We start from the raw sequence: 24,345 nt of genomic DNA, 5'->3' as shown, positions 1-24,345 counted from the left end.
GTGGGAACGATCAACTACTGAGCTGAACGCGCCGGCAACAGCTTCAACGTACTGCGGGTATTGGCCGTAACTTCTTCGTCGTTGAGATACGCCTGGTAGTAGGTCCCTTCGATATACGCCTCAGCCTGATCGTCATAGTGGCTGTCGAACGGTACGCCACTCTGGCCGACCGGGTTGACGGTCAGGCTGTGGGTCGGGTCGGCGAAGTCGATCAGGCGCCGGGTCGACGGGCCGTAAGTTACTGGCCACGGCGCGGGGCCGATTTTGGCCGAGAGGTTGTTCGGTACTTCATGGGTGCCGGGTGCCGCGAAGGGGCCGACATTGAAAATCCGCTCCAGCGGCTTTTGCTGTCCCAGCGGATGGCCATGGGTCAGCGTGTGCGCCTTGCCCCATTGCCATTGCGCGAAATCGGCGCCGAGGGTGGTCTTGAGATGAGCAATGCTCGCCTGCCATGCAACCTTGACCGTATCGGCGCGGGTTTCCTTGTCGGGGGTGTTGCGGTTGTCCCACCACGGCGAATCGGCAGTCGCGGCCAGGCGAGGCAGTGCGGAATCAATCACTCGGGTCGACAGCAGAGTCTCGAAGAAATCATTGCCCAGCTCATCGTGCATCGTCGCGTCAGCCAGGTTGAACAGGAACTGGTTGAACAACGTGGCGCTGGTGGAATCGAGCGGGTAGTCACCTTGCCATTGGGCCAGTTGCTCAACCAGTTTGAGTTCGGCGGGATCGCTCACTACTTCACGTAATTCCGGCAATAGCGGCGCCAGCAGGCGCGGGCCGTAAGCGGTGGTGGTGCCCAGTTGCAGCTTCTGGCTGGCGTCCAGATCCCACTTGATGGTTTTGTCGCTGAGCTGGCGATTGAGCTGCTGACCTCGATCGGCCAGGTTGTAGTAACCGGGAATCTCCATGCCGGTCGGCGACACCGGCTGGAAGTTGGCCGAGACGATGTAACCGCGTGCCGGGTTCTCTTCCTGCGGGTTGGCGCTGAACGGGTAGAAACCTTCCTTGTCCGCGTCGGCGGTGCTGCCATCGAGTATGAACCCCGGACGCACACCCGCCGGACGTTTCGGCAATTGCGCTGCTGCCCACCAGCCGATGTCGCCCTTGGCGTTGGCCCAGACGATGTTCAGGCCCGGCGCCTGGATCTTTGCAGAGGCACTGCGCGCCTTGGCCAGGGTGTCGGCGCGGTTGAGCTGATAGAAGCCCTCAAGGATCGGATTCTGGCTTTCGAGAAAACCCCACCACATGGCGATCGGCGTTTTACCGACGCTGCTGCCCAGCGCATCGTTGACGATCGGGCCGTGGGGCGACTGGCGCAGCACCAATGTCACTGGTGCCTGGCCCTTGACCGCGATCTGCTGTTCGCTGGTCACCATGTCCACCCACTTGCCGCGATACCAGACCTGATTGGCGTTGTCCGGGTTGACCTTCTCGGCAATCAGATCGAGGTCGTCGTTCTGGAACATGGTGATGCTCCAGCCGAAGTCGCGGTTCATCCCGAGAGAGGCGAATGGCATCAATGCCTGATAGTGGCCGTAGAGCTCGAAACCCGGTGCCGAGAGCTGCGCTTCATACCACACCGACGGCGCGGAAAAACGGATATGCGGGTCGCCGGCCAACAGCGGCTTGCCGCTTTTGGTCCGACTGCCGGAGACCGCCCAGGCGTTGCTGCCCTCGAACTGCGGCAAGCCGTTGTCGGCCAGCGCCTGTTCGCTGAGACGGGCGAGGGCGTTGAGGTCTTTCCAGTCGGTACTGGCGAGGGGCGGCAGGGCAGCGCTGCGGTTTTTCGTCAGTACACCCTTGGGCTGCCAGTCGAGATCGAAGACGTTCAGGTAGTTGGCGCCCAACTGATCGCGCACGTAGGTCAGCAACGGTTCGGTGCGAAACGCCGCAGCAAAACTGTAGGCCATGTAACCGGCGATGCTGATGGTGTCCTGGGCGGTGAAAGGACGTTTGGGAATGCCCAGTACATCAAATTCCGCAGGTTTTGAATGGCCGTCCTGATATTGGTTGATGCCATCCAGATAGGCTTGCATGGCGATAAAGGCCGGCGACTGTTTTTCCATGTTCGCCAGGTAGGTGTCGGCGCGTTCGCGAATGCGCAGGCTGCGCATCAACTTGTCGGTGTCGAGCAGTTTCGGGCCCAGCACCTCGGCCAGCTCGCCGCGGGCGAGGCGGCGCAGGACTTCCATCTGAAACAGCCGGTCCTGGGCGTGCACGTAGCCGAGGGCGCGGTACAGGTCGGTTTCGTTATCGGCTCGGATGTGCGGGATGCCGCGCTCGTCGTAGCGCACGGTGACCGAACCTTGCAGGTGTTGCAGCTCCACCATGCCTTGGCGTGTCGGCTGCTTGCTGAAAACGTACCAGCCTGCACCTGCGGCGAGTGCGGCAACCAGCAGGGCGAGGACGGTCAGGCTGCGTTTCATGGTGATTCCTTGTTGTTATGTGTGGCAGCAGTTCCTGGCGCCACTGTTTAACACGGCTTGCCGACCTGGCCATCGCACTTAGGAGGGATTCGCGTCTCCTGTCAGCGTTTGCTTCTGTGTGTCGACTGGCCACGGGCAGTAACAACCCACGGCCAGTGTGTGCGTGGCATTCACCGCACGGCCTTCGTTCAACGCTTGCAGAATCGGTTCGATAAAGCTGTTGCTGGAATTGCAGGTCAGGCCTTCGCTGTACGGGCCGAAATACGCCAGTTTGCCGTTGCGATCCCAGATCGCCACGGCCGGGCTTGCGGGGATCTGTTCGGAACCCGGCAGGACGACGATGCTTTTCAGGCTGCTTAAGGTGTTCGGCAACTGGCCGTGGCTGCCAGGCTTTTGTACCGCATAAAACTCCACGCCTTGCGGTACATAATGCTCAACCAGTTCGCTGAGGTGTTGTTGGTTACCGACGTTGCACGGACAGGCCGGGTCCCAGAAATGCACGAGGCGGATGGCGCCGGGGCCGGCGAGGTTATCGGGCAGGCGCAGCGGGTCGCCGGAGAACACCGCGGTGTGCTCGCTGAACGCTCGCAGGTAGCGTCCCTCAAACCAGTCGTAGGCAGCCCACAGCACGCCGGCACACACGAGGGCGAGCAGGCTGGCAAGCAATGTGGCGCGGTAGGGCGAACGCATGGATTTCAGTCCTCGAAGGTGCGCTAGCTTGCCATGCTTGCCCCAACAGATGAATATCGCAGGCCCATAAAGTCCGTTTCGCGTTCTGGAATTGCTCATGTCTGCCACTTTCGACCCCGATCACCTGCGTGCCAGCCTGCGGCCGCTGGCCGACTGGCAGCCGCTGTCGGTAGAAGCGCTGGCTTACCAGCGTTTCTACGGGCTGGATTTTGCGGGGCGCAACGTGCGCAGTGGCCTTGGGCGTTTCGCGATCGATGGTTATGAAGTGGTCAGCCAGGTCTGGTGGCCCGAGCGGGCGAAGGCGACGCTGTTTTTGTTCCACGGTTATTACGATCACACCGGGCTTTACCGGCATGTGATCGAGTGGGCGCTGGAGCAGGATTTTGCGGTGATTGCCTGCGACCTGCCGGGACACGGGCTGTCCAGTGGCGAACGGGCCAGCATCAAGGATTTCACCGAGTATCAGGACACGCTGCAAGGGTTGTTCACCGAGGCGCAATCCCTCGATCTGCCGCAGCCGTGGCACCTGTGCGGGCAAAGCACGGGCGGCGCGATCGTGATCGATCATGTGCTCAATCAGGGGGCCAGCAGTCCGGCCCAGGGCCAGGTCATTCTGCTGTCGCCGTTGGTAAGGCCGCGGGCCTGGGGCTGGTCGCAGCTCAGTTATTACCTGCTCAAGCCTTTCGTCAAAGCCATCGCCCGGCGCTTTAGCGAGAACTCCAACGACCCGGATTTTTTGCCCTTCCTGCAAGCGGACCCGTTGCAACCGCTCCGTTTGCCGACTGCCTGGGTCGGTGCGCTGGCGCGCTGGATCAAGCACATCGAAGCCGCACCGTACAGCATGCGGCGACCGCTGATTGTGCAGGGGCAGGCGGACATGACCGTGGATTGGGAGCATAACCTTGAAGTGTTGCGGGGCAAGTTCGATCGGCCGCAGGTGCTGATGTTGCCTGAGGCACGGCATCACCTGGCGAATGAAACGATGGCGTTGCGGCGGGAGTATTTCGGGTTTTTGACCAAGCGGATCAAGGGCAGGAATCTTTAGCGTCTGTGCTGGCCTCTTCGCGAGCAGGCTCGCTCCCACATGTGAACAACTCGCTCACTGTGGGAGCGAGCCTGCTCGCGATAACGATTTATCAGGCGCTAAACATTACTGCCCAACCGCCAACCCCGCGCGAATCGCCGCCAAGGCTGCCTGGTAATAAGCCTTGCCCTCGGCGGACTCGGCGAAGGTCGCGAATTCTTCCAGTTCTTCATCCGACAGGTCGCGATAGACATACAACAGCGTGTTGTTCAGGTCGTTGCCGATCTGCTCCATCAAGCGCTGACGCTGACCATTCAACATGCCTTGAGCCTGACCGCCGCCGAGCAGGCCGGGGATCATCGAACTGAGGCTGTCGGCCGCGACGCCGGCGATCGCCAGGCTGACTTCCGCGCCGGCTTCGCGAGCGGGCAAGGCCTGGGCCAGATGGCCGATGATCAGCATGCGGGTGTCGCTGGCCTGGATCTTGGGCAAGCCCTTGGCGTTTTTTGCCAACTGATCGCGACGGGTCGCAAGCAATTCGGCGGCCACGATTTTCTTGCCCAAAGGTGACTGAAAGAATGTCAGCGCAGGTTTCGGATCGGCGAGGGCCTTGCGCAATTGCGCTTCGGCGCGTTGGTCCACGGCCTGGGGGGCAAAGCGCTGATTGCTGTTATTCACCAGCGCCTGGAACACTGCCGGCGGCAGGCTGTTCTGGTACCGCTGCTGAGCGGCCGAGAGAGCGTCGTTGAAATGCGCGCGTTGTTCTGGCCAACCGGCGACCTTGTACAGCTGGTCGTGGCCGTCTGCCCAAGCGGGCAATACACAGAACATCAACAGTGAAAAAAGCAAACGGCGCATAGGGACTCCTGTCAGCAGGCGACTATTCTCCGTGTGGCATTCGTCCTTGTCGAGAATTCGTATCAACCCGCTGCGCGGCTCTGTCGGATTTTCAGGCACAGGAATACTATGCGCGGCATGCGAATACCCTCTGATCACCCGCTGCTGTTACGTATCGTCGACGACCTGGCCGAGCACGGCTGGTCGCAGCAGCATATTTTCCTTCCTCTGGGTCTGACCCGGGAACTGGCGGCTGAGTGCCGTAAACGTGCTGCCGAGGGCGAATTGGCCCCGGCCGCCGTAGGGCGCGGGGCGACATCCGAAGTTCGCGAGGGGATTCGCGGCGACCATATCCAGTGGATCGAGCGCGGCCAGGCGTTGGCGTGTGACAGCTATCTGGACTTGATGGACAGCCTGCGCGAGGCGATGAATCGCGGTTTGTTTCTGGGCCTGGAAGATTTCGAAAGCCATTTTGCGCTGTACCCGCCCGGTGCGTTCTACCTCAAGCATGTCGACCGTTTTCGCGACGACGACCGGCGCATGGTGTCGGCGGTGGTCTATCTCAACGACGCCTGGCTGCCCGAGCACGGCGGCCAGTTGCGCATGTACCTCGATGAAAGCGTCGAACATGATGTGGTGCCCGCAGGTGGTTGCCTGGTGGTGTTCCTGTCGGGTGAAGTGCCCCATGAAGTCCTGCCCGCGACCCGCGATCGCCTGTCGTTGACCGGCTGGTTCCGGCGCCGTGGCAACGAGCCGTTCTGATCATGCAAAAAATTCTGGTAAGCCGCTGTCTGCTGGGACACCGCGTACGTTACGACGGCGGTGCGAGTGGGCCGTTCGATCAGCTTCAGCAGTGGCTTGATGAAGGTCGGGTGGTGCCGTTGTGTCCGGAGGTGGCCGGTGGCTTGCCGACGCCAAGGGCCGCCGCGGAAATTCCGGGCGGGCAGGGTGGTGAAGTGCTGGATGGCCACGCCTCAGTGATCACCACCGAGGGCGAGGACGTCAGCGCCGAGTTTCTCTCGGGGGCTTTTCAGGCGTTGGAACTGGTGCAAAAGCACGGCATCCGCATTGCCGTGCTCAAGGCCAACAGCCCGTCTTGCGGGAATCTGTTGACCTACGACGGGACGTTCAGTGGGGTGAAGGTGAGTGGCGAGGGCGTGACTGCCGCATTGCTCAAGCGCAATGGGGTTCAGGTCTTCAGCGAAATCGAGTTGCTACAAGCGGCGCAGGCCCTGGCAACACTCGACTGAGAACCTACACAAAACCACTGTGGGAGTGAGCCTGCTCGCGAAGGCGATATGTCTGGCAGCCTAATGTCGACTGATACACCGCTTTCGCGAGCAGGCTCGCTCCCACAGGGTTACTCATCAGCCTGAAATCAGGGTTTCGGCGCCACGCTCGCATCCGCCCCCAACCACTTCTGTTCCAGTGCCTCCAGTCGCCCATCCGCCTTGATCCGCTGCAGGGCGTTCTCCAGGCTGGCATGAAACGCCGGGTTGCCCTTCTGAAACGGAATCGCCAGGTTAACCGGCGATGTGTCTTTTGGTTTCTCTTGCGTCAGCGACTGCACCAGCAAAATCGAACGTGGCTCTTCCTTCTGCGCGATCAATTGCGGGTTGGTCTGAACGTAAGGCTCGCTGAAATCGAAACGATCCTTGAGGTCCGGGGTCACTGCTATGTGGTTGATGGCGATGTCGTATTTACCGCTTTCGACACCGGCCAGCAGATCGTTGGAATCGGTAATGACGAAGTCGGCTCGCACATCCAGCTCATTGGCCAGCATTTGCCCCAACTCGACTTCAAAACCCGAGAGTTGGCCGTCTTCCTTGAAATTGAAGGGCGGTGTATTAGCCTCAATGGCAATACGCAATTCGCCGCGGTCGTTTACGTCGTCAATCAGTTCGGCATGAACCAAAGGGCTCAGAAGGGGTAGCAGGCAGATCAGGCCAGGCAAAAAGCGCATGGTCACTCCTTTGAATTCATTATTGCGATGCTCTGATTCAGGCTCGCTTTGCTATGGTTGTCGAGTGCCTTCGACAACGATTGGCCGTGAAGTTGTCATGGCCACACGGATTTTACGAAAAAACTGGAGAAGAAAATGAAAACCTTTATGTCACGTGCAGCATTGGCTGGCCTGTTGATGGGGGCTTCGATGCTGGCAACGGCGGCTACACCGGCTCCAAAAGGTGCAGAAGTATCCATCGTTTCTCCTGCGGATGGCGCCACGGTTCCGCAAACCGTCGTCGTCAAGTTCGCTGTCGAGAACATTGCGCTGGCACCAGCGGGCGATGTCACCAAGAACACCGGCCATCACCATTTGCTGATCGACGTCGACAAACTGCCAGCTGCTGGCGCCCCGATTCCGAATGATGCCAACCATTTGCACTTCGGCAAGGCGCAGACCCAGGCCGAAATCAAGCTGACACCGGGCAAGCACACCTTGCAGCTGGAACTGGGCGATAGCGGCCACATGCCGTTCGATCCGCCGATCGTCTCGGAAAAAATCACCGTCAACGTTAAGTAACGTTAGTCGCGCCCATGAAAAAGGAGACCCGAAGGTCTCCTTTTTTTGTCGCTCAAGTCACTATCAGAACAACACGCGGCAACGAATGGTGCCGTTGATGTGCTGCAGCTTCTCTTGCGCCATTTCCGAGTATTCGGCGTCGACATCGATCACGACGTAGCCGACTTTCTCGTTGGTCTGCAGGAACTGACCGGAAATGTTGATGCCGTTTTCGGCGAAGACCTTGTTGATCTCGCTCATCACACCCGGAATGTTTTCGTGGATGTGCAGCAGACGGTGCTTGCCAGGGTGAGCCGGCAGGGCCACTTCCGGGAAGTTCACCGACGATACCGAGGTACCGTTGTCGCTGTACTTGACCAGTTTTTCCGCCACTTCCAGACCGATGTTGGCTTGCGCCTCAGCGGTGGAACCGCCGATGTGCGGGGTCAGGATCACGTTGTCCAGGCCACGCAGCGGGCTTTCGAACTCTTCTTCGTTGGAGCGTGGCTCCACCGGGAAGACGTCGATGGCCGCGCCGATCAGGTGCTTGTCCTTGATCGCGTCCGCCAGGGCTTGCAGTTCAACTACAGTGCCGCGAGCCGCGTTGATCAGGATGCCGCCCTTCTTGATGGCGCGGATTTCCTTCTCGCCGATCATCCACTGGGTCGCAGCGGTTTCCGGAACGTGCAGGGTGACGATGTCGGACATGCCCAGCAGCTCGTGCAGGTTGCCGACCTGAGTGGCGTTGCCCAATGGCAGCTTGGTCACGGTGTCGTAGAAGTACACCTGCATGCCCAGGCCTTCAGCCAGGACCGACAGTTGAGTACCGATCGAGCCGTAACCGACAATGCCGAGCTTCTTGCCACGGATCTCGAAGGAGTTGGCAGCGCTCTTGATCCAGCCGCCACGGTGGCAGGAAGCGTTCTTCTCAGGGATGCCGCGCAGCAACAGGATCGCTTCGGCCAGCACCAGCTCGGCAACGGAGCGAGTGTTGGAGTACGGAGCGTTGAACACGGCGATGCCGCGTTCGCGGGCAGCGTTAAGGTCGACCTGGTTGGTGCCGATGCAGAAACAGCCGACAGCGACCAGTTTCTTCGCGTGATCGAAGATCTCTTCGGTCAGTTGAGTGCGCGAGCGAATGCCGATGAAGTGCGCATCAGCGATCTTTTCCTTCAGCTGGGCTTCCGGCAGAGAACCTGTGAGGTACTCGATGCTGGTGTAGCCCGCCGACTTGAGGACGTCGACAGCCGATTGGTGGACGCCTTCGAGAAGAAGGAACTTGATCTTGCTCTTATCGAGAGAAGTCTTGCTCATCTGCGTAAACCTGTATCCCGGAGAAAAATGGCAGGAAATAGCCAGCAGACGCTGACCCGAACGGCAAGAATGCCGTTACCGCAGAATAGCCGTTGGGCACTACCCTGCGGGGTCGGTATGCTAGCATACGCACCCCGCTAAACACTCATTCCTGCGACGTGAAGCGTTCTCAGGATGACCATGAATTGTTCGAGAGTTCTGTCGATGACCAATCCTGCCCTGATTGAAGAGCTGAAGACCCTGGTTGAGCCTGGCAAGGTGCTGACCGATGCCGACTCCCTGAATGCTTACGGTAAGGATTGGACCAAGCATTTCGCCCCGGCCCCGACCGCCATCGTGTTCCCCAAGACCACCGGGCAGGTCCAGGCCATCGTCCGTTGGGCCAATGAGCACAAGGTTGCGCTGGTGCCGTCCGGCGGTCGTACCGGGCTGTCCGCCGCTGCCGTGGCTGCCAATGGCGAAGTCGTCGTGTCCTTCGACTACATGAACCAGATTCTCGACGTCAACCTGACTGACCGCACTGCGGTCTGCCAGCCGGGCGTGGTCACCGAACACCTGCAGAACGTCGCCGAAGAAAAAGGCCTGTACTACCCGGTGGATTTCGCTTCGGCAGGTTCCAGCCAGATTGGCGGCAATATCGGCACCAATGCCGGCGGGATCAAGGTCATTCGCTACGGCATGACCCGCAACTGGGTCGCTGGCATGAAAGTGGTCACCGGCAAGGGCGATCTGCTGGAGCTGAACAAAGACCTGATCAAGAACGCCACCGGTTACGACCTGCGCCAGTTGTTCATTGGCGCTGAAGGCACCCTCGGTTTTGTGGTCGAAGCCACCATGCGTCTGGACCGCGCGCCGAAAAACCTCACCGCGATGGTCCTCGGTACTACCGATTTCGACTCGATCATGCCGGTGCTGCACGCGTTCCAGAGCAAGCTCGACCTGACCGCCTTCGAATTCTTCTCTGATAAAGCCTTGGCCAAGGTCATGGGCCGGGGCGACGTACCCGCGCCATTCGAAACAGATTGCCCGTTCTACGCGCTGCTGGAATTCGAAGCGACCACCGAAGAAGTGGCCAACCACGCCCTGGAAACCTTCGAGCACTGCGTTGAGCAGGGCTGGGTGCTGGACGGCGTGATGAGCCAGAGCGAAACCCAGCTGCAGAACCTCTGGAAGCTGCGCGAATACATCTCCGAAACCATTTCCCACTGGACGCCGTATAAGAACGACATTTCGGTCACTGTGTCGAAAGTCCCGGCATTCCTGAAGGAAATCGACGCGATCGTCGGCGAACACTACCCGGATTTCGAAATCGTCTGGTTCGGCCACATCGGTGACGGCAACCTGCACCTGAACATCCTCAAGCCGGAAAACCTGAGCAAGGACGAGTTCTTCGCCAAGTGCGCGACCGTCAACAAGTGGGTGTTCGAAACCGTCGAGAAGTACAACGGCTCGATTTCCGCCGAGCACGGCGTGGGCATGACCAAGCGTGATTACTTGACCTACAGCCGCTCGCCGGTTGAGATCGAGTACATGAAAGCGGTCAAAGCGGTGTTCGATCCGAACGGCATCATGAACCCGGGCAAGATTTTCGCTGTTTGACTTCTGAATTTAAAAGCTACGAAACAGGGGGCGGTAATGAGCTATCAGCACCAGTATGTCGACGGCACGCGTATTCACTTTCCGTTGGGGAAAGTGGTGTGCATCGGCCGTAACTACGCCGAACACGCCAAGGAACTGGACAACCCGGTGCCTACGGAACCGCTGCTGTTCATCAAGCCGGGCAGTTGCGTCGTGCCGCTGGAAGGTGGTTTCTGCATTCCGACCGAACGTGGTTCGGTGCATTACGAAGCGGAAATCGCGGTATTGATCGGCAAGCCTTTGTCGACCAAACCGAGCCGTGAAGAAGTGCTGGATGCTATCTCCGGTTTCGCCCCGGCCCTGGACCTGACCCTGCGCGACAAGCAGGCCGAGCTGAAAGCCAAGGGCCTGCCGTGGGAAATCGCCAAGTCCTTCGACGGTGCGGCAGTGATTGCGCCATTCGTGTCCGGCAGCACATTCGCTGACCTGACCGACATCGGCATCCGCCTGACCATCAACGGCGAAGTGCGCCAGGACGGCAACAGCAGCGCGATGCTCAACCCGATCGTGCCGATGATCCAGCACATGGCCGGTTGCTTCTCGCTGCAGGCCGGTGACGTGATCCTCACGGGTACGCCGGTTGGCGTCGGTCCGCTGAATGTCGGTGACGAACTGGTGCTGGAATTGCCAGGCGTCAGCCGCTTCACCAGCAGCGTCCGCTAGTCAGATCACCGCTGACCCCTGTGATGATCGTTCCCACGCTCTGCGTGGGAACGATCATCAGGCTGGGGTGCCCGCAAAGGGCTTTACCGCCATTTCCCGTTTTTTTCACATCCCGTCCGGATAATTCCAGGACTTGCGGCGTCTGAGCCGGTCCCACTTGTGCTATTACCCTTAGCCTGAATTTCTGGAACGCATCCCTCGATGGTCACCCAACCCCTGCCCAAGCTTAAAACTGTCCGCCGTTCGCGCTTTGTCATGCGTTGGTATTCCTGGCTTTTGCTGGTGGCCGCTGCCGCCTATGGCCTCGCGTTCGCGATGCATTGGGATGACCGAGGCGTGCTCTGGCTGCTGGAGCGTTTCGAAAGCCCCGCCGAACGCCAGGAAAGCATCTGGCTACCGGATTATCGGGCAGTGATCGACGCCAAGGTGCTGCCGGGCATGGAGAAGGACGAGGCGTCGGACCTGGCTTACGACCCTCAGTCAAAAACCCTGTTTTCGGTCATGGGCAATAAACCGTTCCTGGTCGAGCTGACGTTGCAAGGCGACGTGCTGCGCAAGATGCCGCTGGTGGGTTGGAGCAATCCGGAGGGGGTCACCGCCATGGGCAACGGTCTGCTGGCCATCGTCGATGAGCGCGACCACATGCTCTCCATCGTCAAGGTCGATGCCGATACCCGCGAGCTGAACATCGCCAACTTCCCGAAATACGACCTCGGTCCTTCGAAAGACCAGAACAAGGCGTTCGAAGCCATTGCCTGGGATTCGCGCAATCAGCAAATGTGGCTGGGTGTAGAACGTCCCCCGGCGTTGTTCACCTGGAAAAGCAACGACGGCCAGACACTCACCGGTGACAAGCAGAAACTCGCCAGTGACGAACTGGACATCCGCAACCTCTCGGCCCTGGCCATCGACCCGCGCACGGGCCATATGCTGGTGCTGTCTGCTGACTCCCACTTGTTGCTGGAGCTGGACGAGAAGGGCGAGCAGGTCAGCTTCATGACCTTGCTGAGCGGCTTCAATGGTTTGAACAAGACCATCCCTCGCGCCGAAGGCGTGACCATGGATGAAGCGGGCACGCTGTATCTGGTGAGCGAACCAAATCTGTTCTACCGCTTCGAAAAGCACAAATAAGCCCATCGTGAGGGTGGCGCGCGGCCGTCTGTTGGGGTACACCTGCGGGACCGCGGCCACTGGCCATTAAGCTTCAATTCAGACTGGCGTGGTATTTCATCCACCCGTTTTGATTCCGAGCTTTGCCCGAATGCGCCGACTTGCCCGCCCCAAACCCCTGATTCTGATTGTGTCGGTCATTGCGCTGATCGCTTTGGTTGCGGCCGGCCAGTACCTGCGCCTGTTCGAGCGCGCCTGGTTCAACCTGAACACCCTTTGGCAGCCCATGAACGGTCAGTCCATCGCTCTGGATCAGTACCAGGTAGCGGTCGAGGCGCGAGTCATTGTCGGGCTGGATGACGATGTGTCGGCGTTGACTTTCGATCCTGTGCGCAAAAGCCTGTTCACCGTCACCAACAAAAACTCAGAGCTGATCGAGCTGTCGCTGGACGGCCAGATTATTCGACGCATTGCGTTGGTCGGGTTTGGTGATCCGGAAGCCGTGGAATTCATCAGCGCCGACACCTACGTGATCACTGACGAGCGCGAGCAGCGGCTGATCAAGATTCATCTGGAAAACGACACAACGTTCCTCGACGCGGCGGATGCCGAGCAGATGACCCTTGGTGTACACATGAGCGGCAACAAGGGCTTCGAAGGCCTGGCTTACGACTCGGTGGGCAAGCGGTTGTTTGTCGCCAAGGAACGCGACCCGATGCTGATCTACGAAGTGCAGGGTTTTCCCCATTACAACCCGGAAAAATCCTACGCAGTGCACGTAGTGAACAACCCCAAGCGTGATGCCGGGATGTTCGTGACGGACCTGTCGAGCCTGCAATACGACGAGCGCAGCGGCCATCTGTTGGCGTTGTCGGATGAATCGCGGCTGATTCTGGAGCTTGATGTAGACGGGCGACCGCTGAGCACCATGTCATTGAGCAAGGGGCGTCAGGGGTTGCAGAAGACAGTGCCGCAAGCGGAAGGGATCGCCATGGATGACGACGGCACGATGTACCTGGTGAGCGAGCCGAACCTGTTCTACGTCTTCAAAAAACCGGCACAACCCTGACCAACACCCCAAATCTACTGTGGGAGCGAGCCTGCTCGCGATGAGGCCGTGTCAGTCGATCGAGATGTTGACTGAAAGACCGCTATCGCGAGCAGGCTCACTCCCACAGGTTTTGCGTATGTTTTATTTTGCGCGCAGGGTCTTCACGCCTTCGCTGGTGCCCAGCAGCAGCAAATCCGCCGGACGTGCGGCGAACAAACCGTTGGTGACCACGCCGACGATGGCGTTGATCTGCTTCTCCAGCTCCACCGGGTTGGTGATCTGCATGTTGAACACGTCGAGGATGATGTTGCCGTTGTCGGTCAGCACGCCTTCGCGGTAAACCGGGTCGCCGCCCAGCTTCACCAGCTCGCGGGCCACGTGGCTGCGGGCCATCGGGATGACTTCTACCGGCAGCGGGAACGCACCGAGCACCGGCACCAGTTTGCTGGCGTCGGCGATGCAGATGAAGGTCTTGGCCACGGCCGCCACAATCTTCTCGCGGGTCAGGGCTGCGCCGCCGCCCTTGATCAGGTTCAGGTGCTCGTCGCTTTCGTCGGCGCCGTCGACGTAGAACTCCAGGTCGCTGACCGTGTTCAGCTCATACACTGGAATGCCGTGGCCCTTGAGGCGGGCGGCGGTGGCTTCGGAACTGGCGACCGCGCCGTCGAACGCGCCTTTGTGCTTGGCCAGTGCGTCGATGAAGCAGTTGGCGGTGGAGCCGGTGCCGACCCCGACGATGCTCTTGTCGTCGAGTTTCGGGAGGATGAAGTCGACGGCGGCCTGAGCCACTGCCTGTTTGAGTTGATCCTGGGTCATGCGGGCTCCGAAGTGCCGAAGAGGGAACGAAAGGCCGGCATTATAGGCTTCGCGATGGGGAAGGTCATTGCCGGTATGTCGAATGGTGGCGATGGGGCTTGCCTGTGGCGAGGGAGCTTGCTCCCGCTCGGCTGCGCAGCAGCCGTAAAACCTGCCCGCGCGGTATGTCTGAAAGAATGCAGGGGGACCGCTTCGCGCTCCAACGGGAGCAAGCTCCCTCGCCACAATGGATCTCCAGCGCCAGTGAGCGGCTAAAACCACCTGTTTAGTGTGGTCGCTCAGGCGAAAGCCGGGTTAGACTCCTTGGCCCTGCCCAACCCGCTCAGTGATGCTTTCCGATGCTCGAACAGTACGTCAAAAAGATCCTCACCTCGCGCGTTTATGACGTTGCCGTAGAAACCCCATTGCAGACTGCCCGCCAGCTCTCCGAGCGGCTGGGCAACAGTATCTGGCTCAAGCGCGAAGACTTGCAGCCGGTGTTCTCGTTCAAGATTCGTGGCGCCTATAACAAGCTCACGCAGCTTTCCGATGAAGAACGCGCTCGCGGCGTGGTCACGGCTTCCGCGGGCAACCACGCCCAAGGCCTGGCCCTGGCGGCGAAAGTGTTGGGCGTGAAAGCGACCATCGTGATGCCCAAGACCACCCCGGAAATCAAAGTCGAAGGTGTGCGTTCACGTGGCGGCAAAGTGGTGCTGCACGGGGATTCGTTCCCGGAAGCCCTGGCCTATTCGCTGAAACTGGTCGACGAAAAAGGCTACGTCTACATCCACCCTTACGACGATCCCCACACCATTGCCGGGCAGGGCACGGTGGCCATGGAGATCCTGCGCCAGCACCCTGGCCGTCTGGACGCTATCTTCGTCCCGGTAGGCGGTGGCGGACTGATCGCCGGGATCGCGGCATACGTGAAGTACCTGCGGCCTGAAATCAAAATCATCGGCGTCGAACCAGACGATTCCAACTGCCTGCAAGCCGCCATGGCCGCTGGTGAACGGGTGATCCTGCCGACCGTGGGCCTCTTCGCCGACGGCGTCGCTGTGGCGCAGATTGGTCAGCACACCTTCGACATCTGCAAAGACTATGTCGATGAAGTGATCACTGTCAGCACCGATGAAATCTGCGCGGCGATCAAGGACATCTACGACGATACCCGCTCGATCACCGAACCTGCCGGCGCCCTGGGCGTGGCCGGGATCAAGAAGTACGTCGAGCAGCGCGGTGTCACCGGGCATACCTTCGTGGCCATCGACTCCGGTGCCAACGTCAACTTCGACCGCCTGCGCCACGTCGCCGAGCGCGCCGAACTGGGCGAGGGCCGCGAAGCGATTATCGCCGTGACCATCCCCGAGAAACCGGGCAGCTTCAAGGCGTTCTGCGAGGCCATCGGCAAGCGCCAGATCACCGAATTCAACTATCGCTACAACACTGGCAGCGAGGCGCACATCTTTGTTGGCGTGCAGACGCACCCGGAAAACGATCCGCGCAGTGCGCTGCTCGCCAGCCTGACCGAGCAGGGTTTCCCGGTGCTCGACCTGACCGATAACGAACTCGCCAAGTTGCACATCCGCCACATGGTCGGCGGACGTGCGGCGCATGTGGTGGATGAAGTGATTCTGCGCTTCGAATTCCCGGAGCGTCCGGGCGCGCTGTTCAACTTCCTCAACAAGCTTGGCGGGCGCTGGAACATCTCGATGTTCCACTACCGCAACCATGGCGCGGCGGATGGTCGTGTGGTCGCGGGCCTGCAAGTGCCTCATGAAGAACGTCATCTGGTGCCCGCAGCGCTGGAAGAAATCGGCTACCCGTACTGGGACGAAAGCGACAACCCGGCCTATCAGCTGTTTCTCGGCTGAGCGGCTACGCTGATGGCCAGGCCATAAGGAAATCGAACAATGGAAACGTTAACCGCCCTGAAAATCGCTCATATGGTGGCGACGGTGTTGCTGCTGGTCAGCGCGCTGGGTCTGGCGATCTGGGTCTGGCGCACGCGCCGTAACGGCGACGCAACGGCTCACACCCGCACGTTGCAGCGACCGTGGGTGTTTATCTGGCTGGTGATGGGGCTGGCGCTGCTGAGCATGCCGTTTACCGGCTGGTGGATGGTGCATCTGGTGGGCTGGCCGCTGGGGCAGGTCTGGTTGTTGGCTTCCAGTGTGCTGTACACCGTCGCGGCGTTGGGCTGGTTCTGGTTGCTGGTGCGGCTGAATCGGCTGCGCAAGGCGCCGGCAGCGGGCACCGGAAGGTTTACCTTTGCCCTCGCACTGTTCAGTTTTGTCTGCTTTGTTGCCATTGCGGGGTTGATGGGTGCCAAGCCGGTTTAGCGCGAAATCTGTAGCAGCTGCCGAGGTACGAGGCTGCGTTGCGTGTCCGCAGGACCGCCCCCCGGGGCCGTTGCGCAGCCCAACGCAGCCCAACGCAGCCTCGTACCTCGGCAGCTGCTACAGGCGATTTCAATCGCGCAACGAAATCACCGGCCAGCCACGCTTCTCGGCTTCAGCGCGCAAATTCGGGTCCGGATCGACCGCAACCGGATTGGCCACTTGCTCCAGCAGCGCGAAATCATTCATCGAGTCGCTGTAGAAATAGCTGTCCTCCAACGAATACCCGGTTTCTTCCAGCCAACGATTCAACCGCGTCACCTTGCCTTCCCGGAAGCACGGAACGTCGGTGCTGCGCCCGGTATAGCGGCCATCAACCATTTCACATTCGGTGGCGATCAGGGTTTCAACGCCCAGACGTGCTGCAATCGGCCCGGTAACAAAACGGTTGGTCGCGGTGATGATCACCAGTTTGTCGCCGGCCTCGCGGTGCTTGGCCAGCAGTTCGATAGCCTTGGGCAAGACAATCGGCTCAATGCAATCGCGCATGTAGTCCAGGTGCCATTGATCCAACGTGGCCATCTCGGTGCGGCCGAGGACTTCGAGGCAGAAGTTCAGGTAGGCATCGTTATCCAGCTTGCCGGCCAGGTAATCCTGATAGAACTCGTCGTTGCGTGCCTTGTAGGCAACGGCGTCGAGGAAGCCGCGCTCGCACAGGTAATCGCCCCAGGCGTGGTCACTGTCACCGCCCAAGAGCGTGTTGTCCAAGTCGAATAAAGCCAGCCGCATTGCAGTTACTCGCTGAAAAGTCTGTAGAAAGGCGTCCAGAATACGGACTTTTCACAAGAGTGCACATAAGGTAGACCGGCTCGTTGCTGCTATCACAACCTTTGTGGAACAATGCGGCGACATGCGTTTGCGAGGTTGTTGCCGTGATCGACCCCGATGGTTTCCGCCCCAATGTCGGGATCATTCTCACGAATGATGCCGGACAGGTGCTATGGGCTCGCCGTATCAATCAAGATGCCTGGCAGTTTCCACAGGGCGGGATCAACCCCCAGGAGACGCCGGAAGACGCCTTGTACCGCGAGTTGAACGAAGAAGTGGGTCTAGAGCGCGAAGATGTTGAAATTCTCGCCTGCACCCGGGGCTGGTTGCGCTATCGTTTGCCGCAACGTCTGGTCCGCACGCACAGCCAACCGCTGTGCATCGGCCAGAAACAGAAATGGTTTCTCCTGCGCCTGGTCTCCAACGAGCAGCGGGTGCGGATGGATTTGACCGGTAAACCGGAATTCGATGGCTGGCGCTGGGTCAGCTATTGGTATCCGTTGGGCCAGGTGGTGACATTCAAGCGCGAAGTGTATCGACGCGCTCTCAAAGAGCTTGCCCCGCGCCTTTTATCGCGCGACTGACGACGGAGTTCGACCCCGAGCCATGCTCAATACGCTGCGCAAGATCGTCCAGGAAGTTAACTCCGCCAAGGATCTCAAGGCGGCGTTGGGCATTATTGTATTGCGCGTCAAAGAGGCCATGGGCAGCCAGGTCTGCTCGGTCTACCTGCTTGACCCTGAGACCAACCGCTTCGTGCTGATGGCCACCGAGGGCTTGAACAAGCGCTCGATCGGCAAAGTCAGCATGGCACCCAACGAAGGCCTGGTCGGCCTGGTCGGCACGCGTGAAGAACCGCTGAACCTCGAAAACGCCGCGGATCACCCGCGCTATCGCTACTTCGCCGAAACCGGTGAAGAGCGTTATGCCTCGTTCCTCGGGGCGCCGATCATTCACCACCGCCGCGTTGTCGGCGTGTTGGTCATTCAGCAAAAAGAACGCCGCCAGTTCGACGAAGGTGAAGAAGCCTTCCTCGTGACCATGAGCGCGCAGCTCGCCGGCGTTATCGCCCACGCCGAGGCCACCGGTTCGATCCGCGGGCTGGGCCGTCAGGGCAAGGGCATCCAGGAAGCCAAGTTCATCGGCGTACCGGGTTCGCCGGGTGCGGCGGTCGGTACCGCGGTGGTCATGCTGCCGCCGGCCGACCTGGACGTGGTGCCGGACAAGACCATCACCGACATCGCGGCTGAGCTCGGGCTGTTCAAGACCGCCATCGAAGGCGTGCGCGCCGACATGCGCGCCTTGTCCGCCAAACTGGCGAACCAGTTGCGCCCGGAAGAGCGCGCGCTGTTCGATGTTTACCTGATGATGCTCGACGACGCGTCACTGGGCAGCGAAATCACTACCGTGATCAAGACTGGCCAGTGGGCCCAAGGCGCATTGCGTCAGGTGGTCGCCGAACACGTCAACCGTTTCGAATTGATGGACGACGCCTACCTGCGTGAGCGCGCCTCGGACGTCAAGGACCTCGGTCGGCGCTTGCTCGCCTACTTGCAGGAAGAGCGTCAGCAGACCCTGGTCTACCCCGACAACACCATTCTGATCAGCGAAGAACTGACGCCGGCAATGCTCGGCGAGGTGCCGGAAGGCAAGCTGGTCGGCCTGGTGTCGGTACTCGGTTCCGGCAACTCCCACGTGGCGATCCTGGCACGCGCCATGGGTATCCCGACGGTGATGGGCCTGGTCGACTTGCCGTATTCCAAGGTCGACGGCATCCAGATGATCGTCGACGGTTACCACGGCGAGGTCTACACCAACCCCAGCGAAGTGCTGCGCAAGCAGTTCGCCGAAGTGGTCGAGGAAGAGAAGCAACTGGCCCTCGGGCTGGATGCACTGCGGGACTTGCCGTGCGTGACCCTCGATGGTCACCGCATGCCGCTGTGGGTCAACACCGGCCTGCTGGCGGATGTGGCGCGGGCGCAGAAGCGCGGCGCCGAAGGCGTCGGTCTGTACCGCACCGAAGTGCCGTTCATGATCAATCAGAGGTTCCCAAGCGAAAAGGAGCAGCTGGCGATCTATCGCGAGCAGCTCGCCGCCTTCCACCCGCAACCGGTGACGATGCGCAGCCTGGACATCGGCGGCGACAAATCGCTGTCGTACTTCCCGATCAAGGAAGACAACCCGTTCCTCGGCTGGCGCGGCATTCGCGTCACGCTCGACCACCCGGAAATCTTCCTGGTGCAGACCCGCGCCATGCTCAAGGCCAGCGAAGGCTTGAACAACCTGCGAATTCTGCTGCCGATGATCTCCGGCACTCACGAACTGGAAGAAGCCCTGCACCTGATTCACCGGGCCTGGGGCGAAGTCCGCGACGAAGGCTGCGACGTGCCTATGCCGCCGATCGGCGTGATGATCGAAATTCCGGCAGCGGTTTATCAGACCAAGGAACTGGCGCGGCAAGTGGACTTCCTGTCGGTCGGTTCCAACGACCTGACCCAGTACCTGTTGGCGGTGGATCGAAACAACCCGCGGGTAGCCGACCTTTACGACTACCTGCACCCGGCGGTGCTGCAAGCCCTTCAGAGCGTGGTGCGTGACGCGCATGCCGAAGGCAAGCCAGTGAGTATCTGCGGTGAGATGGCCGGTGATCCGGCGGCGGCGGTGCTGTTGATGGCGATGGGCTTCGACAGCCTGTCGATGAACGCCACCAACCTGCCGAAAGTGAAGTGGATGTTGCGTCAGATCAACCTGAGCAAGGCCAAGGAATTGCTCGCGGAATTGATGACCATCGACAACCCGCAAGTTATCCACAGCTCGCTGCAATTGGCGCTGAAGAACCTTGGGTTGGCGCGGATGATTAATCCGGCTTCGGCCAAGACCCTCTAAAAGGCTGATGGCCTGTGGCGAGGGAGCTTGCTCCCGTTCGGCTGCGAAGCAGTCGTAATCCGGCCGATGCGATTTTTCTGAAAGAACGCATTGGCCGGATCGGGAGCGCTTCGCACTCCAGCGGGAGCAAGCTCCCTCGCCACAATTAATCGCCCGAGCTTCAAACCCTGACCTCTACCTCCCCCAAATGCCCGCCATACGGCCCAAAACTCCGCTCGACCAAATGCCGCGTCCCATCCGCATGCACGATCAACGCCGTACTCGCTCGCGTCCCATAAGTCGGACTGGCAATAAACACACTCGACAGCAATGTCTCGGTGGCCAACCCGACCCCGGTATCCGGCAGTTCGGCAAAGGGTGCGGTCTGCGGATCATTCAGCAAGGCCAATAAAGCCTGGGGTTGCGGGTCGTCCAGCACTTCTTCCAGCGCCGCCCGCGCCTTGAGCAGTTTCGGCCATGGCGTATCCAGCCCGGCGTTCGACAACCCATAAACCCCCGGTGGCAGCATCACCGCCTCAGTCTCCCGGGCATTGAAGTGCCACAGTTCGTTGGCATTGCCAACCAGCAGGTTAAATCCGGAATATTCCAGCGAACGTGCAACAACGTCGCTCAAATAGTCATCTATCAGCATATCCCCACCAAGAAATCGCGCCACCAGCTCTCCTCGCGACTTGCGTGCGGGCGGTTGATGCGGATCGCGGATATTGGTCAGTGCGGCGAAGCGTCCATTGGCGCCAACACCGAGCCAGGTGCCGCCGGCCTCCAGATCGCGACCGGCATACACCTGTGGTGCTTCGGGCCACTGCGCCAGCGGCAGGCTGGGCCGGGCATAGAATTCGTCGCGGTTGGCCGCCACGATCAGCGGCTGGGCGTGACCCGGTCGCCAAGCGAAAACAATCAGGCACATAAGGTGGTCCTTGTGTGTTTTTTGCTCACTCTACGCAGACATCGCTCATCGATCCATCGCCTTCCACAGTGGAGCCCGAGGCCATGCTTCCGTTACCATGCCGCTCCTGATTCGGGATGCTTGGGGATGTGGCCATGGAATTTCTGCTCTATCTGGCGTTGGGCGCCTGTGCGGGCGTGCTGGCCGGGCTGTTCGGGGTAGGCGGCGGGATCATCATTGTCCCGGTGCTGGTGTTCAGTTTCACCTTGCAGGGATTTGATGCGTCGATCCTGACGCATCTGGCAGTCGGCACCTCCCTGGCGACCATCATATTTACCTCGATCAATGCGATCCGCGAACACCATCGCCGCGGTGCCGTGCGTTGGCCGATTTTTGCCTGGATGACCCTCGGCATTCTGATCGGTGCCGGTTTCGGCGCGCTGACGGCCGAAGCGATTTCCGGGCCGAATTTGCAGAAGATCATTGGTGTATTTGCGCTGATCATCGCCGTTCAACTCGCTTTGGACTTCAAACCCAAGGCCAGCCGAACGGTGCCGGGCAAAGTCGGTCTGACCGTGGCGGGCAGCGTCATTGGCTGGGCCTCGGCGATTTTCGGGATCGGCGGCGGCTCGTTGACCGTGCCGTTCCTGACCTGGCGCAGCGTGCCGATGCAGCAGGCGGTGGCCACTTCGTCGGCCTGTGGCCTGCCAATCGCCTTGGCCAGTGCATTAAGTTTCATGATTCTGGGGTGGCACGATCCGCTGCTGCCGGCCCATAGTCTCGGTTTTATTTATTTGCCGGCGTTGCTGGGGATTGCCCTGACCAGCATGGTCTTCGCCCGCCTCGGTGCGCGACTGGCCCACTCGCTGTCGCCGCGCTTGCTGAAAAGACTGTTTGCCGCTTTGCTGTTTTGCGTCGGCTTGAGCTTCTTGCTCTGACGCGTAGCGCAATCCTGGCTTAATCCTGGCGTGACAGCGTCGCCCGGGAATTTGAAGGTTTCAACTCTAACGAGGAGTCGCAATGCTGCCTTACCCGCAGATCGACCCGGTGGCCTTGGCCATCGGTCCGCTGAAAATCCACTGGTACGGCTTGATGTACCTGATCGGCATCGGCGGCGCCTGGCTGCTGGCGTCGCGCCGGTTGAACCGCTTCGACCCGACCTGGAGTAAAGAGAAACTCTCCGACATGGTGTTCTGGATGTCGATGGGGGTCATCGTCGGCGGCCGCTTGGGCTATGTGCTGTTCTACGATCTGAGCGCTTACCTCGCCAACCCGCTGTTGATCTTTGAAGTGTGGAAGGGCGGCATGTCGTTCCATGGCGGGTTTATCGGCGTGATGCTGGCCGCGTTGTGGTTTGGTAAAAAGAACGGCAAGTCGTTCTTCCAGCTGATGGACTTCGTCGCACCGATGGTGCCGATCGGTCTGGGCGCCGGACGGATCGGCAACTTCATCAACGCCGAGTTGTGGGGCAAGGCCACCGATGTGCCTTGGGCGATGGTCTTCCCGACCGATCCGGCGCAACTGGCGCGCCACCCGTCGCAGCTGTATCAGTTCGCACTCGAAGGCGTGGCGCTGTTCGCCATTCTCTGGTTGTTCTCGCGCAAGCCGCGGCCGACCATGGCGGTGTCCGGGATGTTCGCGCTGTTCTATGGCATCTTCCGTTTCATCGTCGAATTCGTCCGCGTACCGGACGCGCAACTGGGCTATCTGGCCTGGAACTGGCTGACCATGGGTCAGGTACTGTGCGTACCGATGATCCTCGGCGGTCTGTTCCTGATCTGGCTGGCGTATCGCCGTGCACCGGCGGCTCCAGCAGCGGTTGTATAAATTCGAACCCCGGGGCGACGGTCCCGGGTTCAAGGACACAGGTAACTCATGAAGCAATATCTCGAACTGGTCGCCCACGTCATCAAGAACGGCACCAAACAGGCCAACCGCACCGGCGTGAACACCATCAGCTTCCCTGGCGCGATGCTGCGTTATGACCTCAAGGAAGGTTTTCCGGCGATCACTACCCGCAAAATGGCCTTCAAGTCAGCCATCGGCGAGATGTGCGGTTTTCTGCGCGGGGTGAACAACGCCGCCGAATTCCGTGCGCTGGGCTGCAAGGTCTGGGATCAGAACGCCAACGAAAACGCCCAGTGGCTGGCCAATCCTTTCCGTCAGGGCGAAGACGACCTTGGCGAGATCTACGGCGTGCAATGGCGCAAATGGCCGGCGTACAAGCAGATCCCGGTCAGCAACCAGGCCGCCATCGAGCAGACCCTGAGTCAGGGCTATCGCCAGATCGCCGAAGGCGAAGAAGACGGTCAAGCCTACGTGGTGCTGTACAAGGCGATCGACCAGATCCGCCAGTGCGTCGACACCATCATCAAGGACCCGGGCAGCCGCCGCATTCTGTTCCACGGCTGGAACGTGGCCCAGCTCGACGAAATGGCCCTGCCGCCGTGCCACTTGCTGTACCAGTTCCACCCGAATGTGGAGACCAAAGAGATTTCTTTGACTCTGTACATCCGCTCCAATGATTTGGGCCTGGGCACGCCGTTCAACCTCACCGAAGGCGCCGCGCTGCTAAGCCTGATCGGTCGCCTGACTGGCTATACGCCGCGCTGGTTCACCTATTTCATCGGTGATGCCCACGTCTACGAAAACCATTTGGACATGCTGAATGAACAGCTCAAGCGCGAGCCGTTCCCGATGCCGAAACTGGTGATCAGCGACCGTGTGCCGGATTTCGCCAAGACCGGTGTTTATCAGCCGGAGTGGCTGGAGTTGATCGAGCCGAGCGATTTCTCGCTGGAAGGCTACGAGCATCACGCCCCAATGACCGCGCCAATGGCGGTCTAGCCCCACCTGATCGTTCCCACGCAGAGCGTGGGAACGATCATCGGTTGCTAATGGCCGTGACTGCGGCCGACATGGGAATGCTCAATCTCCGTCGCTACAACCCCGCCGCTGACCTCCAACCGCTGCAAAATCCCGCACTGATCGATATCCGGCCCTTCGCTGCAACGTTGGCGCAGGTCGAGCAGTTGTGTCTGCAACGCCATCAACCCGTCGATCCGCGCCTTCACGTGATGAATGTGTTCGTCGATCAACGCATTCACGCTTTCACACTGATCCTGCGGACTGTCGCGCAGGGCCAGCAGGCTGCGGATTTCTTCCAGCGTCATGTCGAGGGTGCGGCAGTTGCGGATGAACGTCAGGCGCTCGGCGTGGGCCTGGGTATAGACGCGGTAGTTGCCGTCGCTGCGGGCCGGCTCTGGCAGCAGGTTTTCGCGCTCGTAGTAGCGGATGGTTTCGACGGCGCAGTCGGTGAGTCTGGCCAGTTCTCCGATCTTCATGACGACAATCT

General features: G+C 60.2%; 24 protein-coding genes. 15 read left to right on the top strand and 9 right to left on the bottom strand.

Annotated elements, in window-relative coordinates; genetic code table 11:
- Positions 1-14: 14 nt before the first annotated feature.
- The gene (locus AC3WP4_RS12725; RefSeq protein ID WP_102616104.1) at positions 15-2,426 is read right to left on the bottom strand and encodes a penicillin acylase family protein; all 2,412 of its coding nucleotides are present in this window, start codon (positions 2,424-2,426) and stop codon (positions 15-17) included.
- A gap of 78 nt (positions 2,427-2,504) precedes the next feature.
- Positions 2,505-3,116: a DUF6436 domain-containing protein gene (locus AC3WP4_RS12720; protein WP_102616103.1), complete on the bottom strand. Its 612-nt coding sequence runs from the start codon at positions 3,114-3,116 to the stop codon at positions 2,505-2,507.
- A 97-nt stretch (positions 3,117-3,213) separates the two neighbouring features.
- Between AC3WP4_RS12720 and bipL the strand changes: the two genes are divergently transcribed.
- Positions 3,214-4,161 carry a phospholipase BipL gene (gene bipL / locus AC3WP4_RS12715; RefSeq protein ID WP_076029378.1) on the top strand — a complete coding sequence of 316 codons (948 nt, stop codon included), beginning with the start codon at positions 3,214-3,216 and terminating at the stop codon, positions 4,159-4,161.
- Positions 4,162-4,266: 105 nt separating this feature from the next.
- Here bipL and AC3WP4_RS12710 read toward each other — a convergent pair whose 3' ends face one another.
- Positions 4,267-4,998: a DUF2059 domain-containing protein gene (locus AC3WP4_RS12710; protein ID WP_074871766.1), complete on the bottom strand. Its 732-nt coding sequence runs from the start codon at positions 4,996-4,998 to the stop codon at positions 4,267-4,269.
- 108 nt (positions 4,999-5,106) lie between these two features.
- Between AC3WP4_RS12710 and AC3WP4_RS12705 the strand changes: the two genes are divergently transcribed.
- Positions 5,107-5,739 (top strand): 2OG-Fe(II) oxygenase, encoded by a 633-nt coding sequence (locus AC3WP4_RS12705; protein ID WP_074871765.1) that lies wholly within the window; start codon positions 5,107-5,109, stop codon positions 5,737-5,739.
- 2 nt (positions 5,740-5,741) lie between these two features.
- Positions 5,742-6,227: a 2-thiouracil desulfurase family protein gene (locus AC3WP4_RS12700; protein ID WP_102616102.1), complete on the top strand. Its 486-nt coding sequence runs from the start codon at positions 5,742-5,744 to the stop codon at positions 6,225-6,227.
- A 128-nt stretch (positions 6,228-6,355) separates the two neighbouring features.
- Here the strand turns inward: AC3WP4_RS12700 and AC3WP4_RS12695 are convergent, their stop codons facing one another.
- On the bottom strand, positions 6,356-6,940 hold the full coding sequence (locus tag AC3WP4_RS12695) for a transporter substrate-binding domain-containing protein (RefSeq protein ID WP_074871762.1): 585 nt from the start codon (positions 6,938-6,940) through the stop codon (positions 6,356-6,358).
- 135 nt (positions 6,941-7,075) lie between these two features.
- On the opposite strand from AC3WP4_RS12695, the gene AC3WP4_RS12690 reads away from it, so the two are divergent.
- Complete coding sequence (locus AC3WP4_RS12690) at positions 7,076-7,501, top strand: DUF4399 domain-containing protein (RefSeq protein ID WP_008150497.1); 426 nt, start codon at positions 7,076-7,078, stop codon at positions 7,499-7,501.
- A 63-nt stretch (positions 7,502-7,564) separates the two neighbouring features.
- Here the strand turns inward: AC3WP4_RS12690 and serA are convergent, their stop codons facing one another.
- Positions 7,565-8,794 (bottom strand): phosphoglycerate dehydrogenase, encoded by a 1,230-nt coding sequence (gene serA / locus AC3WP4_RS12685; RefSeq protein WP_102616101.1) that lies wholly within the window; start codon positions 8,792-8,794, stop codon positions 7,565-7,567.
- 204 nt (positions 8,795-8,998) lie between these two features.
- Here serA and AC3WP4_RS12680 point away from each other — a divergent pair, with 204 nt between their 5' ends.
- The 4 genes from AC3WP4_RS12680 to AC3WP4_RS12665 all read left to right on the top strand — a co-directional run bounded on the left by AC3WP4_RS12680 (position 8,999) and on the right by AC3WP4_RS12665 (position 13,274).
- On the top strand, positions 8,999-10,393 hold the full coding sequence (locus AC3WP4_RS12680) for an FAD-binding oxidoreductase (RefSeq protein ID WP_074871758.1): 1,395 nt from the start codon (positions 8,999-9,001) through the stop codon (positions 10,391-10,393).
- 36 nt (positions 10,394-10,429) lie between these two features.
- Positions 10,430-11,095 (top strand): fumarylacetoacetate hydrolase family protein, encoded by a 666-nt coding sequence (locus AC3WP4_RS12675; protein ID WP_102616100.1) that lies wholly within the window; start codon positions 10,430-10,432, stop codon positions 11,093-11,095.
- 201 nt (positions 11,096-11,296) lie between these two features.
- Positions 11,297-12,226 (top strand): SdiA-regulated domain-containing protein, encoded by a 930-nt coding sequence (locus tag AC3WP4_RS12670; RefSeq protein WP_102616099.1) that lies wholly within the window; start codon positions 11,297-11,299, stop codon positions 12,224-12,226.
- A gap of 130 nt (positions 12,227-12,356) precedes the next feature.
- On the top strand, positions 12,357-13,274 hold the full coding sequence (locus tag AC3WP4_RS12665) for an SdiA-regulated domain-containing protein (RefSeq protein ID WP_074871753.1): 918 nt from the start codon (positions 12,357-12,359) through the stop codon (positions 13,272-13,274).
- A 123-nt stretch (positions 13,275-13,397) separates the two neighbouring features.
- On the opposite strand, the gene rpiA is transcribed toward AC3WP4_RS12665, so the two are convergent.
- Entirely contained in the window at positions 13,398-14,072 is a 675-nt protein-coding gene (gene rpiA, locus AC3WP4_RS12660) for a ribose-5-phosphate isomerase RpiA (RefSeq protein ID WP_074871751.1), read from the bottom strand.
- 338 nt (positions 14,073-14,410) lie between these two features.
- Here rpiA and ilvA point away from each other — a divergent pair, with 338 nt between their 5' ends.
- Together ilvA and AC3WP4_RS12650 are read left to right on the top strand one after the other, a co-directional pair.
- Positions 14,411-15,925 carry a threonine ammonia-lyase, biosynthetic gene (gene ilvA, locus AC3WP4_RS12655; RefSeq protein ID WP_074871749.1) on the top strand — a complete coding sequence of 505 codons (1,515 nt, stop codon included), beginning with the start codon at positions 14,411-14,413 and terminating at the stop codon, positions 15,923-15,925.
- Between the two features lie 39 nt (positions 15,926-15,964).
- Positions 15,965-16,393, top strand: a complete 429-nt coding sequence (locus tag AC3WP4_RS12650; protein ID WP_102616098.1) for a DUF2269 domain-containing protein — start codon at positions 15,965-15,967, stop codon at positions 16,391-16,393.
- 129 nt (positions 16,394-16,522) lie between these two features.
- Here AC3WP4_RS12650 and AC3WP4_RS12645 read toward each other — a convergent pair whose 3' ends face one another.
- Positions 16,523-17,179, bottom strand: coding sequence for a histidinol-phosphatase (locus AC3WP4_RS12645; protein ID WP_074871746.1), 657 nt, complete (start codon positions 17,177-17,179; stop codon positions 16,523-16,525).
- 143 nt (positions 17,180-17,322) lie between these two features.
- On the opposite strand from AC3WP4_RS12645, the gene AC3WP4_RS12640 reads away from it, so the two are divergent.
- Together AC3WP4_RS12640 and ptsP are read left to right on the top strand one after the other, a co-directional pair.
- Positions 17,323-17,802 carry an RNA pyrophosphohydrolase gene (locus AC3WP4_RS12640; RefSeq protein WP_008150514.1) on the top strand — a complete coding sequence of 160 codons (480 nt, stop codon included), beginning with the start codon at positions 17,323-17,325 and terminating at the stop codon, positions 17,800-17,802.
- Between the two features lie 22 nt (positions 17,803-17,824).
- A complete protein-coding gene (gene ptsP / locus AC3WP4_RS12635) occupies positions 17,825-20,104 on the top strand; it encodes a phosphoenolpyruvate--protein phosphotransferase (RefSeq protein ID WP_074871745.1) in 2,280 nt (759 codons plus the stop codon).
- 160 nt (positions 20,105-20,264) lie between these two features.
- Here ptsP and AC3WP4_RS12630 read toward each other — a convergent pair whose 3' ends face one another.
- On the bottom strand, positions 20,265-21,011 hold the full coding sequence (locus AC3WP4_RS12630) for an NRDE family protein (protein WP_102616097.1): 747 nt from the start codon (positions 21,009-21,011) through the stop codon (positions 20,265-20,267).
- Between the two features lie 134 nt (positions 21,012-21,145).
- Here AC3WP4_RS12630 and AC3WP4_RS12625 point away from each other — a divergent pair, with 134 nt between their 5' ends.
- The 3 genes from AC3WP4_RS12625 (at position 21,146) to AC3WP4_RS12615 (ending at position 23,837) form a co-directional block, all read left to right on the top strand.
- Positions 21,146-21,928 carry a sulfite exporter TauE/SafE family protein gene (locus AC3WP4_RS12625; protein ID WP_076031527.1) on the top strand — a complete coding sequence of 261 codons (783 nt, stop codon included), beginning with the start codon at positions 21,146-21,148 and terminating at the stop codon, positions 21,926-21,928.
- Between the two features lie 82 nt (positions 21,929-22,010).
- Complete coding sequence (lgt, locus tag AC3WP4_RS12620) at positions 22,011-22,817, top strand: prolipoprotein diacylglyceryl transferase (RefSeq protein ID WP_076029391.1); 807 nt, start codon at positions 22,011-22,013, stop codon at positions 22,815-22,817.
- Positions 22,818-22,865: 48 nt separating this feature from the next.
- Positions 22,866-23,837 (top strand): thymidylate synthase, encoded by a 972-nt coding sequence (locus AC3WP4_RS12615; RefSeq protein ID WP_102616096.1) that lies wholly within the window; start codon positions 22,866-22,868, stop codon positions 23,835-23,837.
- 47 nt (positions 23,838-23,884) lie between these two features.
- Here the strand turns inward: AC3WP4_RS12615 and cadR are convergent, their stop codons facing one another.
- Complete coding sequence (gene cadR / locus AC3WP4_RS12610; protein ID WP_102616095.1) at positions 23,885-24,334, bottom strand: Cd(II)/Pb(II)-responsive transcriptional regulator; 450 nt, start codon at positions 24,332-24,334, stop codon at positions 23,885-23,887.
- Between the last annotated feature and the right edge of the window lie 11 nt (positions 24,335-24,345).

This window comes from Pseudomonas sp. FW305-20 (genome assembly GCF_058788075.1).
Note: the sequence above shows the minus strand (reverse complement) of the source record. Positions and strands in the feature narration are given on the sequence as shown.